The organism is Dactylosporangium sp. McL0621 (assembly GCF_049995355.1).
Taxonomy (GTDB): domain Bacteria; phylum Actinomycetota; class Actinomycetes; order Mycobacteriales; family Micromonosporaceae; genus Dactylosporangium.
The window spans coordinates 6,076,880-6,093,028 of the sequence record NZ_CP188259.1; the positions used below are offsets into that span (position 1 = coordinate 6,076,880).

The window sequence follows — 16,149 nt, forward strand, 5'->3', positions numbered from 1 at the left end:
GCCGCGCTGCGTTGAGCGGTGCGCGCGGTCAGGGCCACGCGCGCGGAACGGCGTGGGGCGCGTGGGGCGGTCAGCTGCCGCGCGCACGGAACGGCATGCGGCGGTCAGGGCCACTCGGCAGCGAAGGCGCGGGACGGGTTTGTCACGAAAACCGCCTCGGCGATGTCGGTGCCGAAGCGGTGTTCGAGCCACGGGCGTAGGCGTTCCAGCAGCCAGACCGGGCCGGGGCCCTCCGCCGAGCCGCGCGCTCGCGCGGTTGTGGTGTCGCCGCCGAAGAGCAGCTGGTCGGCGTGGCCCGCCTCGATTATGGCCGTTGTCAGGTCTCGCAGGCGCCAGTCGGTTGCCGCGTTCGCTCGCGACGGGCCGTCCAGGGCGACGAATGCGCCGCGCGCGGCCGCCTCCACCGCGGTCGATACGTCCGGGAATCGTTCCAAATGGCCCAGGATTACCTTTGACGGTGCTACATCTAGGAAGTCGAGTACCTCGGCTGAGGCGGTGCCGGCCTCCAGGTGTACCGCGATCGGCGCCCCCGTGGCCGTGGACGCGGCGGCCGCGGCGTGCAGGGTTGATCGTGCGTGCGTGTCGAGTCCGTGGAAGCCGCCGGCCACCTTGATCAGGCCCGCTCGTACGCCGGTGGTGCCGATGCCGGTCGTCAGCTCGGTCGTGAACAGCTCGGCCAGGCGGGGCATGACTCGGGTCAGTAGCTCCGGTGCGTAGTGTTCGGCTCGGTGCAGGCCGGTCGCGGCCACGATCCGTACCCCCGTCTCGCGCGACAGGTCCGGGAGTGACTCGGCGCCGCGGCCGAGGCCCAGCGGGGTCCACTGGACCATGGCAGATCCGCCTGCGGTCGCGAACGCGGTCAGCTCTCCGCGCGCCGCGGCGATGTCGTCGAGCTCCTGGCCCGGTAGTGCCCGGCTGCGGAAGAACAGGTGGTCGTGGGCGTCCGTGATGCCGAGTCCGGGCACGTCGCCGGTCACCGTGCGGATCGTCGCGGTCATGCGTCGGACGCCGTCCGTGGGCACCCTAAGGGGGCGAGGGCGCGGAGTGTGCCGAGTCCGCGCGCCGTGCACCAGAAAGCGGCGGCGGCCCGTGCCGCCGACCGCAAAGCGGCGTGTGTGCGTGCCGCGGACGGCACAGCGGTGTGGGCGTGTGCCGCGGACGGCACAGCGGTGTGGGCGTGTGCCGCGGACGGCACAGCGGTGTGGGCGTGTGCCGCGGACGGCACAGCGGTGTGGGCGTGTGCCGCGGACGGCACAGCGGTGTGGGCGTGTGCCGCGGACGGCACAGCGGTGTGGGCGTGTGCCGCGGACGGCACAGCGGTGTGGGCGTGTGCCGCGGACGGCACAGCGGTGTGGGCGTGTGCCGCGGACGGCACAGCAGCGTGGGCGTGTGCCGCGGACGGCACAGCAGCGTGGGCGTGTGCCGCGGACGGCACAGCAGCGTGGGCGCGCGCCGTGCTCCACCAAGGGGCGACGGCGCCCGCCGTGCGGATCGTCGTGGTCATGCCTCGAAGGCCGTCCGCACGCACCGCAAGGCGGCCAGAGCGCGCGGCGTGCCGAGGTACGGCGCCAAATGCACGAACACCTCCACCACCTCCTCGCGGCTCATCCCGATCCGCAGCGCCGTACGCACATGCCCGACCAGCTGCGGCTCCACCGACCCGAGCGCCGCCAGCGCGGCCAAGGTCGCGATCTGCCGATCGCGCAGCTCCAGGCCCGGGCGCTGATAGGTGCCCCCGAACAGGCTCGTCACGATCCAGTCGGGAAAGCCGGGCGCCAGCTCCTCCAGCGGCGCAATGGCCGCCTCGTACGTCTCGTCGTCCTGCATCTCCGCGAGCAGCCGCCGGCCCGCCTCGCGGTCGAATACGGCGGGCCGCAGCTCAGATCCGAAGCTCATCCGTACATACTAGTAGGTACAAACGACTCACGGGGCGGCGTTGGCCGAAGCGCGGACGACCAGGTGCGGCGACAGGTGAACCGGGCCCGGTTGCGATGGTTGCGCGCCCGTCAGCTGGGCGACAAGCAGTTCCACGCTGCGCCGGCCCAGCTCGGCGAAGTCCTGGTGGATGGTCGTCAGCGGCGGCAGGAAGAAGCCCGACTCCGGGGTGTCGTCGAAGCCCACCACGCTCACCCGCGCCGGCACTGCGCGGCCCGCCTCGTGGAACGCGCGCAGCACGCCCAGGGCGATGTGGTCGTTGCCGCAGAAGACCGCCGTCACGCGCGTGTCGGCGGCCAGGTGCTGGCCGCGCAGGTACCCCGACCGCGCGCTCCAGTCGCCCGGCTCGATCGGCGGCACCGGCGCGCCCGCCGCGTGCAGGGTCTGGCGCCACCCGTCGATGCGGTCGCGCGCCTCGGGCCAGTCGGCCGGGCCCGGCACGTGGTGGACGGTCTCGTGGCCGAGGTCGAGGAGGTGGCTCGTGGCCATGCAGGCGCCGCGCACGTTGTCCACGCGCAGCATCGGCACGTACCCGTCGTCGGCGCCGCCCACGCCGACCGCCGGCGTGCCCAGCGGTACCTGGGTCAGCGCGTCGGCCACCGAGTTCTTCGGCGCGATCGCGATGATGCCCTCGACGGCCTGCGCGCACAGCTGCTCGACCGCGTCCAGCACGGCGTGGCGCTCCAGCGAGCGTACGGTCGCGATGCTGACGTAGTAGCCGGCCTCGCGCGCCGCCTTCTCGATGCCGTAGATCATCGACGCCGGGCCGGCCAGGGTGGTCTCGAAGCCGATCAGGCCGATGGTGCGCGAGCGGGACGTGACCAGCGTGCGCGCGGCCAGGTTGCGGCGGTAGTTGAGCACCCGCACGGCGTCGAGCACCCGCTCCCGCGTGGCCGCGCTGACGTTCGGCAGATCGTTGAGGACCCGCGACACCGTCTGGTGCGAGACGCCGGCCAGCCGGGCCACGTCGCGCATGCCCACCTTGCGCAGCGGCGGGTCGACGGCGTCCAGGTCAGGACCGGCGCCGGTGTGCGCAACGGGACCACGCCGGCCGCGGTCCGGCCCGATGACAGCTGCAGCCACGGAGTGTCTCCTTCCGGCAACATCTCGGTCGCCGCTACTTGACGCCCGGGATGAGAACGCTAACACTCTCGAAATACAACCGCGACGGCCAATGCAATCAGGCCACAAGCGGCACCGGGTCACCGCCGAACACCCCTGGCGTGTGGCCATCTGCCTGTAGATGTGAACGTTAACGCTATCTCCGAAGGGACAGACGCAGTGCTGAAGAGATGGTCCGCTGCCGTAGTCGGCGGCGTACTCCTGCTCGGCGCGCTCGGCGCGTGCGGCGGGGAGAAGAGCGATGATGCCGGTGGCGGCACCGCTCCCAAGGCTGACAAGAAGATCGTCCTGGGCTTCGCGCAGGTCGGCGCCGAGAGTGGCTGGCGCACGGCGAACACCAAGTCGATCCAGGATGCCGCGGCCGCCGCGGGCATCGACCTGAAGTTCTCCGACGCGCAGCAGAAGCAGGAGAACCAGATCAAGGCCATCCGCAACTACATTGCGCAGAAGGTCGACGTCATCGCGTTCTCGCCGGTCGTCGAGTCCGGCTGGGACACGGTGCTCAAGGAGGCCAAGGACGCGAAGATCCCGGTCATCCTGACCGACCGCGCGGTGGACTCCAAGGACACCACGCTGTACAAGACATTCCTCGGCTCCGACTTCGTCGTCGAGGGCAAGAAGGCCGGCGACTGGCTGGTCAACGAGTACAAGGGCAAGACCGACCCGGTGAACATCGTCGAGCTGCAGGGCACGACGGGCTCGGCCCCGGCCAACGACCGCAAGTCGGGCTTCGCCGACGCGATCAAGGGCAGCCCCAACCTGAAGATCATCGCGTCGCAGACCGGTGACTTCACGCGGGCCAAGGGCAAAGAGGTCATGGAGGCCTTCCTGAAGGCCAACCCGAAGATCGACGTGCTGTACGCGCACAACGACGACATGGCCCTGGGCGCCATCGAGGCGATCGAGGCGGCCGGCAAGAAGCCCGGCACCGACATCAAGATCATCTCGGTTGACGCGGTCAAGGACGGCATGACCGCCCTGGCCGCCGGCAAGATCAACCACATCGTCGAGTGCAGCCCGCTGCTTGGCCCTCAGCTCATGGACCTCGCCAAGAAGGTCGTCGCGGGCCAGTCGGTCGAGCCCCGCATCCTGACCGTGGAGAGCGAGTTCACGCCCGAGCAGGCCAAGGCCGCCCTCCCGGACCGCAAGTACTAAAGAGTCTGACTGAACCATGCTGACCATGACCGGCATCACCAAGCAGTTCCCGGGTGTCATGGCCCTGCAGGACGTGGACTTCCGCCTGTTGCCAGGCGAGGTCCACGCCCTCATGGGCGAGAACGGCGCCGGGAAGTCCACCCTGATCAAGGTGCTCACGGGGGTCTACAGCAACGACGCGGGCGAGATCGTCCTCGACGGCACCCCGGTGAGCTTTACCGGGCCGCTGCAGGCCACCCAGGCCGGCATCAGCACGGTCTACCAGGAGGTCAACCTCTGCCCGAACCTCTCGGTCGCCGAGAACGTCTTCATCGGCCGGGAACCCCGCACCTTCGGCCACATCCGCTGGGGCACCATGCGCAAGCGGGCGGCCGAGCTGCTGCACCGCCTCGAGCTCGACATCGACGTCTCGGCGCCGCTGTCGCAGTACTCGATCGCGGTGCAGCAGATGGTCGCCATCGCCCGCGCCATCGACGTCGAGGCCAAGGTCCTCGTCCTGGACGAGCCGACCTCCAGTCTCGACGCCGGCGAGGTCAAGCAGCTGTTCCGCATCATGCGGCAGCTCAAGGACGAGGGCATGGCGATCCTGTTCGTCTCGCACTTCCTCGACCAGGTCTACGAGATCTGCGACCGGATGACGATCCTGCGCAACGGCCGGCTGGTCGGTGAGCACGTCGTCGCCGACCTGCCGCAGCTGGAGCTGGTCAGCCTCATGATCGGCAAGGAGCTGGCCATCCTCGAGCGCCTCGAGGACCAGCCCAAGCGGCGCCTCGACAACGCCGAGCCGGTGGTCGAGGCCGAGGCGCTCGGCCGGAGCGGCTCCATCGCACCGTTCAGCCTGACGATCCACAAGGGTGAGGTCGTCGGGCTGGCGGGACTGCTCGGCTCAGGACGTACCGAAGCCGCCCGTTTGTTCTTCGGCGCTGACAAGGCCGACAGCGGCTCGCTCAGCATCGACGGCAAGCCGGTCGCCATGCACGGCCCGCGCACCGCGATGGAGCACGACATCGCGTTCTGCTCCGAGAACCGCCGCACCGAGGGCCTCGTCGAGGAGCTGTCGGTGCGCGAGAACATCGTCCTGGCCATGCAGGCGGCGCGGGGCTGGTCCCGGCCGCTGTCCCGGCAGCGCAAGGACGAGCTCGTCGACAAGTACATCAAGGCCCTCGACATCCGCCCGGCCAACCCCGACCTGCCCGTGCGGAACCTCAGCGGCGGCAACCAGCAGAAGGTGCTGCTCGCGCGCTGGCTCATCACCGAGCCGCGGCTGCTGATCCTCGACGAGCCCACCCGGGGCATCGACGTCGGGGCCAAGGCCGAGATCCAGCGGCTGGTCACCGAGCTCTCCGACGGGGGCATGGCGGTGCTGTTCATCTCCGCCGAGCTCGAGGAGGTGCTCCGGCTCAGCCACAAGATCGCGATCCTGCGCGACCGGCGGATCGTGGCCGAGCTGGCGAACACCGACGACGTCGACACGGACCGGCTCATGGCCGCAATCGCCGAGGGAGGCGGTACCGCATGAAGCGCTTCATCTGGCCGATCGCCGTGCTCGTCATCCTGCTCGTGACGAACGTCTTCTTCTCGCACACGTTCTTCAAGGTCGAGCTGCGCGGCGGGCACCTCTACGGCAGCCTCATCGACATCCTGCGCAACTCCGCGCCGCTCGCGCTGGTCGCGCTCGGCATGACGCTCGTCATCGCCACCGGCGGCATCGACCTGTCCGTCGGCGCCGTCGTCGCCATCGCGGGCGCCATCGCGTGCCTGCGCATCAGCGACCTCGGCGACCAGGGCAGCGTCGCGGGGGTACTCGGGGCGGTCGCCGTCGCCATCGTCCTCGCACTGGTGCTCGGGGCATGGAACGGGTTCCTCGTGGCCACGATCGGTATTCAACCGATCATCGCCACGCTGATCCTCATGGTCGCCGGGCGCGGCCTCGCCCAGCTCATCACCGACGGGCAGATCATCACGGTCAACAGCGGGCCGTACAAGATGATCGGGGCCGGCTACTGGCTGTCCCTGCCGGTGTGCGTGCTCATCGCCGCCGCGGTCATCGCGCTGGCCGCCGTGTTCGTGCGCCGCTCGGCGCTCGGCATGCTGCTGGAGGCGGTCGGCGGCAACGCCGAGGCGTCCCGGCTGGCGGGCATCAAGTCGCGGTGGCTGATCCTCAGTGTGTACGTCTTCGCCGCGGTCTGCGCCGCCGTCGCCGGGCTGATGATCAGCTCGAACGTCTCCAGCGCCGACGGCAACAACGCCGGCCTGCTCATCGAGCTCGACGCGATCCTCGCCGTGGTCATCGGCGGCACCTCGCTGTCCGGCGGCCGGTTCTCGATCGCCGGCACGGTGCTCGGCGCGGTCATCATCAAAACCCTCGACATCACCATCTATACGGTGGGTGTACCGCCAGAGGTGACGCTGCTGTTCAAGGCGATCGTCGTCATCGTCCTGTGCCTGGCGCAGTCGCCGAAGTTCCGCGCCAAGTTCCAGCGCCGGCGCCCCGCCCCGCTGACGGTGCGGACCGACGAGAAGGTGCAGGTCGGGGCATGAGCACAGTGGACAGTGTGAAGGGCCGCGACTGGCAGCAGGTCGTGGCCGCGTGGCTGCGCAAGCCCGCGATGGCGACCGGCATCCTGCTGTGCGTCATGTACGGCGCGGGCGTCGTGCGCTACGAGGGCTTCGACGACACGCAGATCGTGCTGAACGTCTTCATCGACAACGCGTTCCTGCTCGTGGTCGCGGTCGGCATGACGTTCGTGATCCTCACCGGCGGCATCGACCTGTCCGTCGGCGCGGTCGTCGCGCTCACCACGATGATCGCCGCGTCGCTGCTGGAGAAGGGCGTCAACCCGGGCGTCGTGTTCGTCGTGGTGCTCGCCGTCGGCGGCCTCATCGGCCTCGGCATGGGCGCGATCATCCACTTCTTCGACATCCAGCCGTTCATCGCGACCCTCGCCGGCATGTTCCTGGCCCGCGGGACCTGCTACGTCATCAGCACGGACTCGATCCCGATCACGAACGAGTTCTGGAACGAGATCGCCTCCGACAAGGTGCGCTTCGGCGGCTTCCACGTCTCCTGGAGCGTCGTCATCGCCTTGCTGGTCGTCGCGGTGGCCGCCTACGTCCTGGCGTACACCCGCTTCGGCCGTAACGTCTACGCCCTCGGCGGCAACCAGCAGTCGGCGCTGCTGATGGGTCTTCCCGTCGGGCGTACCCGGATCGGCGTCTACACCATCAGCGGGCTGTGCTCCGCACTCGGCGGCGTGCTGCTGACGTTCTACACGCCCTCGGGCTACGGCCTCAACGCGCTGGGCATGGAGCTCGACGCGATCGCGGCCGTCGTCATCGGCGGCACGGTGCTCACCGGCGGGTCCGGCTACGTGCTCGGCACCGTCCTGGGCATCGGCGTCCTCGGGCTCATCCAGAGCATCATCACGTTCGAGGGCACCCTCAGCTCGTGGTGGACCAAGATTTTCATCGGTGCGCTGCTGTTCGTCTTCATCGTGCTGCAGCGGACGGTGACCAGGAAACAGACCGCACGGAGTAGCAGATGACCCAATACGTAGTCGGCGTCGACTTCGGCACCCTGTCCGGGCGCGCACTCGTCGTCCGGGCGGATGACGGGGCCGAGGTCGCCACGGCCGTCCACGAGTACCGGCACGGCGCCGTCGAGCGCACCCTGCCGGCGACCGGGGACCCCCTCCCTCCACATTGGGCACTGCAGATACCGTCGGACTGGATCGACGTGCTGCGCACCGCGGTACCGCAGGCGGTGGCCGCGGCCGGCATCGACCCGGGCGACGTCGTCGGCATCGCGACCGACTTCACCGCGTGCACGTTCCTGCCCGTGCTCGCCGACGGCACCCCGCTGTGCGAGGTGCTGCCGGCGGACCGGCACGCCTATCCGAAGCTGTGGAAGCACCACGCCGCACAGGGGCAGGCCGACCGGATCAACGAGCTCGCCCATTCCCGGCAGGAGCCCTGGATTTCGCGGTACGGCGGGAAGCTCTCCTCGGAGTGGCAGCTGGCCAAGGCGTTGCAGGTGCTGGAGGAGGCGCCGGACGTCTACGCGCGGGCCGAGCGCTTCATCGAGGCCGCCGACTGGATCGTCTGGCAGCTGGCCGGCGTGGAGACGCGCATGGTCGGCCTGGCCGGGTACAAGGGCGTCTACCAGGACGGCGCCTACCCGTCGAAGGCGTTCCTGGAGGCGCTCGACCCCGGCTTCGGCGACTGGGTGTCCAAGGTGGACGGACCGCTCGCCCCGCTCGGCGGGCGGGCCGGCGGGCTCACCGAGCAGGCGGCGGCCTGGACCGGGCTGCCGGCCGGGATCGCCGTCGCGGTCGGCAACGTCGACGCGCACGTGACCGCGCCGGCCGCCAAGGCGGTCGAGCCCGGGCAGCTTGTGGCCATCATGGGCACCTCGACCTGCCACGTGATGAGCGGCGCCGAGCTGCGCGAGGTGCCGGGCATGTGCGGCGTCGTGCAGGACGGCATCATCCCGGGCCTGTGGGGCTTCGAGGCCGGCCAGTCCGGCGTCGGCGACATCTTCGGCTGGTACGTCGAGACGCTGCTCTCGGGCGGCCTGTCCCACGACGAGCTCACCGAGCGCGCCGCGGCCCAGAAGCCCGGCGAGCACGGCCTCGTGGCGCTGGACTGGCACAACGGCAACCGGTCGGTCCTCGTCGACCACGGCCTGTCCGGCGTCATCGTGGGCCAGACGCTGCACACCCGGCCCGAGGACGTGTACCGCGCCCTCGTCGAGGCGACCGCCTTCGGCACCCGGACCATCGTCGAGACGCTCGAGTCCTCGGGCGTTCCGGTCGTCGAGTTCATCGCGGCGGGCGGCCTGCTGCGCAACCGTTTCCTGATGCAGATCTACGCCGACGTGCTGCGCCGGCCGATCTCGATCATCGGCTCGGAGCAGGGCCCCGCGCTCGGTTCGGCGATGCACGCCGCGGTCGCCGCGGGCGTCTACCCCGACATCCGGGCCGCGGCCGAGGCGATGGGCAAGGTCTCGCGCGCGGTCTACGTTCCGGACTCCTCGGCGGCGGACGTCTACGACCGGCTCTACGCCGAGTACGTGACCCTGCACGACTACTTCGGAAGGGGTACCAACGACGTGCTGCACCGGCTGCGGACGCTGCGGGAAGAGGTCGCCCGGTGATCCGGCGACTTCGTGAGGAGGTGTGCGCCCTGCACGCCGAGCTCACCCGCTGGGGCCTGGTGACGTGGACCGCGGGGAACGTCTCGGCCCGGGTGCCGGGCGAGGAGCTGCTCGTCATCAAGCCCTCCGGCGTCTCCTACGACGAGCTGACCCCGGACGACATGGTCGTCGCCGACTTTTCGGGCAAGCTCGTCGAGGGGCGCCACGCGCCGTCGTCGGACACGGAGGCGCACGGGTACGTCTACGCCCACATGCCCGAGGTCGGCGGGGTCGTGCACACGCACAGCCCGTACGCGACCGCCTGGGCCGCCCGCGGCGAGCCGATCCCGTGCTCGATCACGGCGATGGGCGACGAGTTCGGCGGGGACATCCCGATCGGGCCGTTCGCGCTCATCGGCTCCGACGCGATCGGCCGGGGCATCGTCGAGACCCTCCAGGGGCACCGCTCGCCGGCGGTCCTGATGCGCCAGCACGGGCCGTTCACCATCGGCAAGACCGCCAAGGCCGCCGTCAAGGCGGCCGTCATGTGCGAGGACGTGGCCCGCACCATGCACCTCGCCCGTCAGCTCGGTCCCGTGGAGCGGCTGCCCGCCGAGGCCGTCGACTCCCTGTTCGACCGATACCAGAACGTTTACGGCCAGAAGGGCGCACGATGACGACGCACGAGATTTGGTTCCTCACCGGTAGCCAGGGGCTCTACGGACCGGAGACCCTGGAGCAGGTGGCGTCGCAGTCGCGCCAGATCGCCGCGACCCTCGACGAGTCGCCGGCCGTGGGCCCGCGGGTGGTGTGGAAGCCGGTGCTCACCTCGGCCGGCGACATCCTGCGGGTGTGCCTCGAGGCCGGCGCCGACCCGAACGTGGTCGGCGTCGTCGCCTGGATGCACACGTTCTCCCCGGCGAAGATGTGGATCGCCGGCCTCGACGCGCTGCGCACCCCGCTGCTGCACCTGCACACGCAGGCCAACGTCGAGCTGCCGTGGTCCGACATCGACATGGACTTCATGAACCTCAACCAGGCCGCGCACGGCGACCGCGAGTTCGGGTACATCCAGTCCCGCCTCGGCGTCCCCCGCAAGACGGTGGCCGGGCACGTGTCCGACCCGCGCGTGGCCCAGCGCATCGGCGCCTGGGCCCGGGCCGCGGCCGGCTACGCCGAGATGCGCTCGCTCAAGCTCGTCCGCTTCGGCGACAACATGCGCGACGTGGCCGTGACCGAGGGCGACAAGGTCGAGGCCCAGCTGCGCTTCGGCGTCTCGGTGAACACCTACGGCGTCAACGACCTCGTCGAGGCTGTCGACGCGTCGCTGGACGCCGACGTCGACCGGCTCGTGAAGGAGTACGCCGACACCTACCGCGTGGCGTCGGCCCTGCTGGGGGAGCGGGCCGACGCGCTGCGGTACGCCGCCCGCATCGAGCTCGGCCTGCGCTCGTTCCTCGAGGCGGGCGGGTACAAGGCGTTCACGACGAACTTCGAGGACCTCGGCGGGCTGCGGCAGCTGCCGGGCCTGGCCGTGCAGCGCCTCATGGCCGACGGGTACGGCTTCGGCGGCGAGGGCGACTGGAAGACCTCCGTGCTCGTGCGCACCCTCAAGGCGATGGTCCCGGGGGGCGGGACGTCGTTCATGGAGGACTACACGTACGACCTCACGCCCGGCCAGGAGGTCATCCTCGGCGCCCACATGCTCGAGGTCTGCCCGTCGATCGCGGCCGACACCCCGTCGTGCGAGATCCACCCGCTCGGCATCGGCGGCCGCGAGGACCCGGTCCGCCTGGTCTTCGACGCCGCGCCCGGCCCGGCGGTCGTGCTCGGCCTGGCCGACCTGGGGGAGCGGTTCCGCCTGGTGGCCAACGAGATCGAGGTCGTCCCGCCGTCGGCCCCGCTGCCGAAGCTGCCGGTGGCCCGCGCGGTGTGGAAGCCGGCCCCGGACCTCGCGACCTCGGCCGAGTCCTGGCTGACCGCCGGGGGCCCGCACCACACGGTGCTGTCGCAGGCGGTCGGGGTGGAGGAGCTGCACGACCTCGCGGAGATGGTGGGCACGGAGCTGCTGGTCATCGACCAGAACACCACGGCGCGGCAGTTCGCCAAGGAGGTCCGCTGGAACGCGGCCTACTACCGGCTGGCGCGCGGCTTCTGAGCCCTGCTGCTCGTTGCGCGGCCGGCGTCCGTTCCTAGGACGCCGGCCGCTGTGCTTTCTGCCTACACAGTCGTGCCTGCCCGTCTCGCGCGAAACGCCGTGGCGGGCCGGCGGTGTGCTGGTCTCTGCTCGCTTTTCTGTTTTTCTGTTTTTCGCGTGATCGCTAGGCGGTCTTCTGCTCTTCCGGCGGTCGCTGCCTTGCTTGCAGACGCTGCGCGATCCAGGGCGCGCCGAGCGCCGACGGCGGGTCGACGAGCGACGTCACCCGGATGAACGCCTCGGCCAGGTCGGCGTCCTCGACCGCGGCCAGTTGCAGCGCCCGGAGCATCGCCGCCGGCCCGGCGGCGGGCCCGGTCGTGGGCCCGGTCGACGGTCCGGTTGCGGGCCCGGTCGCCGATCCGGTCGCCGATCCGGTCGACGGTCCGGTTGCGGGTCCGGCCGCCGATCCGGTCGACGGTCCGGTTGCGGGTCCGGCCGCCGGTCCGGTCGATGGTCCGGTTGCGGGTCCGGCCGCCGGTCCGGTCGATGGTCCGGTTGCGGGTCCGGCCGACGGTCCGGTCGCGGGCGGGCCGTCGAGGGCCAGGTCCGCGCCGACGGCCAGGGTCCACGGCGCCTCCTGCAGCCGGGCCTGCCCGGCGTGGAAGCGCCGCGGGTCGTCGTCCTCGCGCAGCAGCTCGGCCGACATCGCCGCCACCGACATGCCCTGCCCGTACACGGGGTTGAACGCACACGCCGCGTCGCCGATCACGACGACGCCCGGCGGGAGCTCGGCCTGGTCGTACCGGTGCCGCACGTACGCGGGAAAATGGAACGGGACCGCGTCGCCGACCGGCCGCCCCTCGGCGATGACCTTGGCGGTGTCGGCGACGGCGAGCGTGTCGGCGTAGGCGGCGAACCCGGCCGGATCGCCCGGCGGCCGTTCCCCGTGCACCCCGGCGAGCGTCACCAGGACGCGGCCGCCCTCGAGCCGCTGCATCACCGAGCTGCGCCGCTGCCCCGGGTACCGCGCGGTGACGACCACGAGGGCGTCGCCGAGCAGGTCGCCCTCGAACACGCGCGAGGCGTACCGCAGGTCGATCGGCACCTCGTCCCGCGGCGCCGCCGCCCCGCCGAGCGCGACGAGCCACTGCGGCATGCGCGAACCGCGCCCGGTGGCGTCGACGACGAGCGTCGCCGGCACGACCCGCGAGCCCTGCCCGTGCCGCCCGGTGATGCGCACGGCCCGGCCCGCGGCAAAACCGACTATGTCGTGACCGTCGGTGATGGTGACGTTCGGCAGTTCCCGGACCGCGGCCCGGATCGTGGCCTCGATGAGCGCCCGGCTGGCGGTGATCGCGGCGAGGCCGATGTCCCGCCGGCGCAAGGTCCGGCCGTTGAGGTGCCAGCGCGCGTTGCCGAGCACGTCGCCGCGCATCCCGCCGGCCGCCTCGAGCCGCTCGGTGATTCCGGGCAGCAGGCCTTCGATCGCCTGGAGCCCGCGGGGCAGCATCGCGTGCACGTGCCGCCCTTGGGGCGCCCCCCGCCGAGCCTGCGGCCCGGCCGGGAGAACGTCCCGCTCAATGATCTCGATGGTGTCGTACCGCGGCGCGAGTGCGGCCGCCGCGAGGAGCCCGGCGACGCTGCCGCCGAGGACGACTGCGTTGTGCTTCATGCACGCAGCGTGCAGCGCCGCACCGGCGCCGTCTGCGTACAAGTACGCCCTGCTGGAGCCGCCTATCCGTCACTACTGCGCCGCGCTGGTGCCACTAGCCCGCGGAGATCTCCTCGGGGCAGGTGTCGCCGGCCTTAGCCAGGGCCATGTCGACGCGCGCGGGCGATACCGGATATCGGATGCCAGTCGCCGCCCGCCCGTCCGTCCGAACGGCGCCGCGTCCGCCCCGTTGCGCGTGGGCGATGCTGGGTGCCGGGTCCCGGGTGCTGGGAGCCCGGTGCCTGGCGCCGAATTGCCAGATGTCGGTAGCTGGTCGCCGGTCTGCCCATTCGTGACCACTGCGCCGTGCCCCCGCCGTTGTGCATTGGCGATACCGGTCGGACGGCGCCCAGATGTTTCGCGCCTTGCGGCCCCGGCCCGCGGCGCGAGATGTCGTCGCCAGCTCCCAGGGCCGGGAAACGGGGTTGCCGCGCTGACCGAATGCGGCCCGCCCGGCCTCGTCCTCGATCGTCGGCCTTGCGACCCCGAGCAGTGATCGCACCGTAATCGGGGGAAGGTGGGCGGATTATCGTCGGGGGATTGCCGATAATCGTAATTCGATAATCCGGCGGGTCTCAGCCCTCGCCCATCTCGGCGACCTCCGTGATCCAGGTGCGGGACGCGGTCGGGAGGGGGGAGGCGCCCTTCGCGTACGTGGCGATGCCCGTCATCAGGCCCGGCCACAGCGAACCCCGCCACCGCCCGCCGAACGGCTGCAGCAGCACGAGCCGGCGGCCGTTCCACCAGCCGTGGGTATCGGTGCCGGCGGCGCCCCGGACGGTCACGTGCGTGTCGGGGAAGTCGCGCAGCAGGTCCAGGACGAGCAGCGCCGTGCGCCGCGGGTCCTTCGAGGTGTCGACCAGCACGCCGCCCGCGTCGGAGCGCTGCACGGTACCGATCGACTCCGGAATCGCGTCGACCGCGTCGTCGAACGCGGAGCGCACGAGCAGCTCCCCGGCGTCGGCGGCGATGTCCTCGGCGCGGAACTCGGGGCCGAGGACGTCGCCGGCCAGGCCGTTCGCGTAGCGCGCGACGATCTCGGCGGGCGGGGCCTCGTCCAGGCGGACCTGGGCGCGCAGCTCCTCGAAGCCGCCGAGCGGTGACAGGAGGTGACCGTGGTGTACCGCCGCGATGCCGACCGTCGCGAGCGCGGCCTGCTCCGCGGCGAACGCCTCGTCGTCGGCCGCGACCAGCGAGTCGAGGCCGGCCGCCACCAGCGGCGTCCAGTCCTGGGGCGCGGGCCACAGGCCGGCCGCGGCGAGCACGAGCACGATGCGGAACGCGGCCAGCCGGGCCGGCAGCGGCCAGCCCGCGGCCGCCCCGCCGAGGCGCAGCACCTGCTGGCGCAGGCGCTCGATCTGGCCCGCGTCCATGCCCATGACCGCGATCCCGAGCTCGTCGGCGGCGTCCACCGCGGCGCGGCCGAAGGCGAAGTCGAGCAGCGCCGGGCCGACGATGCCCTGCAGCCGCTCCTCCTCGGCGGCGCGGCGCTCGGCGACGGGCACGCCGTGGCGCGGGGTGCGCCCGGAGGCGAGCTGGGCGACGGCGGCGAAGAGCGCGTCGAGGTCCGAGGCGTCGCCGAACACGCTCGCCAGCTCGCGGAACTCCAGCGGCGACGCGTGGCTGTAGCGGGTCACGGCCACGGCGACGTCGTTCACGACGGCGGTGCCCAGCTGCGTACCGTCCGCGGCCCGGACCTGCGCCGAGCGGCCGCCGAGCCGCACGTCCTCCGCCACGTACGTGTGCAACCGCTCCTCCGCCCCGCTCCACGGCAGCTTCACCGACGTCTCGCCGGCGGTCACCACGAGCCCGTCGGGCGCCGTCGAGCCGGCCGCGACCAGGCTCGCCTCGACCCGGTCGGCGTGCACACGCACCGCGAGCACGCGGGTCGTGGCGGGCGGCACCGGCTCCGGGGTACGGACGGCGAGCGAACCATCGCCGAGAGTGATGTCGCGCGCCTCCAGCTCGTCCAGCAGCGACGCGGTCACCTCCTGCAGCAGGGCCAGCTCGCAGTTGCCGCCCGGGTCGGCCGCCGTCACCAGCAGTGACTCGGGCGTGCACTCCAGGCCGCCGGTGACGAGCACGCCGGCGTCGCCGGTCCACCACTCGACGAGCCCGGCGCCGCGGTACCGTCCGCCCGCCGGCGTCTGCACGAGCACCTCGCCGGTCTCGTCGAACCCGCCGACCTCGTCGAGCGCGCCGGTCAGCCCGGCCACGTCGCAGCGCACCCCGGGCGGCACCAGCAGGCTCACCTGCAACGCGCGCACCGCGCGGGCGATCTCGCCGAACGCGCGCCCGGCCGGGTCGAACGCGCTCGTCGCGACCCCGAGCCGGTCCGCGCCTGCCGCGAACGGCAGCTGCTCCACGATCGGCACCTGGTCGTTGACCAGCAGGAGCGGCTCGTCGGGCTCGGCGGCGTGCGGGCGGGCGCTCAGCAGCGCCGCGACCGCCTCGAGGCGCTCCACGCCCAGGGCCTCGATCCACAGCAGGCCGGGCAGGCGCCGCAGCCAGTCCGCGAGGTCGGTGATCAGTGTCGGTACCGTCGCGCCGTCCGCCGTCAGGTGCGTCCACACCTCCGCGTCGCGCCCCCAGCCGCCGGGCGTGGCGTCGCCGGAGCCGATCGACACCGTGGCCGCGCTCGGTGACGCCGCGATCACCACGCGTGCCCGGAAGGCGCCTCCGGAGCGGGGCAGGACGGGGATGGGCAGCACATCGCGTACCGCGGCCGAGCCGTCACCCACCGTAGCGCCGGCGCGCGCGTCGTACAGCACGGTGGTGCGGGCGCCGGCGGCCCGGGCCTGGCGCAGGCAGGCCTCGGCGAACCCGAGGTCGGCCGCGCCGGTCAGGACCAGCACCTCTTCGGCGCCGCTCAGCAGCGGTGCGGGCGTCTGCGGGCGGTCGGCCGGGGCCGTCCACGCCGGGCCAGCTGTCAGCAACCTTCGGCTCCTCTCGGCG

At 71.9% G+C, this 16,149-nt stretch carries 12 protein-coding genes; 7 read left to right on the forward strand and 5 right to left on the reverse strand.

Annotation, left to right across the window (positions count from 1 at the left end; all coding sequences use genetic code 11):
- Positions 1-104: 104 nt before the first annotated feature.
- The 3 genes from ACPPVO_RS28815 to ACPPVO_RS28825 form a co-directional block, all read right to left on the reverse strand.
- Positions 105-998: a phosphotriesterase family protein gene (locus ACPPVO_RS28815; protein ID WP_426514274.1), complete on the reverse strand. Its 894-nt coding sequence runs from the start codon at positions 996-998 to the stop codon at positions 105-107.
- A 502-nt stretch (positions 999-1,500) separates the two neighbouring features.
- The gene (locus tag ACPPVO_RS28820) at positions 1,501-1,896 is read right to left on the reverse strand and encodes a carboxymuconolactone decarboxylase family protein (RefSeq protein WP_426514275.1); all 396 of its coding nucleotides are present in this window, start codon (positions 1,894-1,896) and stop codon (positions 1,501-1,503) included.
- 27 nt (positions 1,897-1,923) lie between these two features.
- Positions 1,924-2,910 carry a LacI family DNA-binding transcriptional regulator gene (locus ACPPVO_RS28825; RefSeq protein WP_426514709.1) on the reverse strand — a complete coding sequence of 329 codons (987 nt, stop codon included), beginning with the start codon at positions 2,908-2,910 and terminating at the stop codon, positions 1,924-1,926.
- 306 nt (positions 2,911-3,216) lie between these two features.
- Between ACPPVO_RS28825 and ACPPVO_RS28830 the strand changes: the two genes are divergently transcribed.
- Genes ACPPVO_RS28830 through araA form a run of 7 tightly spaced genes read left to right on the forward strand, consistent with a single transcriptional unit; the run spans position 3,217 to position 11,504 of the window.
- Positions 3,217-4,212 carry an ABC transporter substrate-binding protein gene (locus ACPPVO_RS28830; protein ID WP_426514276.1) on the forward strand — a complete coding sequence of 332 codons (996 nt, stop codon included), beginning with the start codon at positions 3,217-3,219 and terminating at the stop codon, positions 4,210-4,212.
- 16 nt (positions 4,213-4,228) lie between these two features.
- Entirely contained in the window at positions 4,229-5,731 is a 1,503-nt protein-coding gene (locus ACPPVO_RS28835; RefSeq protein WP_426514277.1) for a sugar ABC transporter ATP-binding protein, read from the forward strand.
- On the forward strand, positions 5,728-6,753 hold the full coding sequence (locus ACPPVO_RS28840) for an ABC transporter permease (protein WP_360371104.1): 1,026 nt from the start codon (positions 5,728-5,730) through the stop codon (positions 6,751-6,753). The genes ACPPVO_RS28835 and ACPPVO_RS28840 overlap by 4 nt, the downstream gene beginning before the upstream one ends.
- Complete coding sequence (yjfF, locus tag ACPPVO_RS28845) at positions 6,750-7,757, forward strand: galactofuranose ABC transporter, permease protein YjfF (protein ID WP_426514278.1); 1,008 nt, start codon at positions 6,750-6,752, stop codon at positions 7,755-7,757. Before ACPPVO_RS28840 ends, yjfF begins: the two co-directional genes overlap by 4 nt.
- Positions 7,754-9,367, forward strand: coding sequence for a ribulokinase (gene araB, locus ACPPVO_RS28850; RefSeq protein WP_426514279.1), 1,614 nt, complete (start codon positions 7,754-7,756; stop codon positions 9,365-9,367). Before yjfF ends, araB begins: the two co-directional genes overlap by 4 nt.
- Complete coding sequence (locus ACPPVO_RS28855) at positions 9,364-10,023, forward strand: L-ribulose-5-phosphate 4-epimerase (RefSeq protein WP_426514280.1); 660 nt, start codon at positions 9,364-9,366, stop codon at positions 10,021-10,023. The genes araB and ACPPVO_RS28855 overlap by 4 nt, the downstream gene beginning before the upstream one ends.
- Complete coding sequence (araA, locus tag ACPPVO_RS28860; RefSeq protein WP_426514281.1) at positions 10,020-11,504, forward strand: L-arabinose isomerase; 1,485 nt, start codon at positions 10,020-10,022, stop codon at positions 11,502-11,504. The genes ACPPVO_RS28855 and araA overlap by 4 nt, the downstream gene beginning before the upstream one ends.
- A 163-nt stretch (positions 11,505-11,667) precedes the next feature.
- Here the strand turns inward: araA and ACPPVO_RS28865 are convergent, their stop codons facing one another.
- Positions 11,668-13,155, reverse strand: coding sequence for an FAD-binding monooxygenase (locus ACPPVO_RS28865; protein ID WP_426514282.1), 1,488 nt, complete (start codon positions 13,153-13,155; stop codon positions 11,668-11,670).
- Between the two features lie 614 nt (positions 13,156-13,769).
- The gene (locus ACPPVO_RS28870; protein WP_426514283.1) at positions 13,770-16,130 is read right to left on the reverse strand and encodes a hypothetical protein; all 2,361 of its coding nucleotides are present in this window, start codon (positions 16,128-16,130) and stop codon (positions 13,770-13,772) included.
- Between the last annotated feature and the right edge of the window lie 19 nt (positions 16,131-16,149).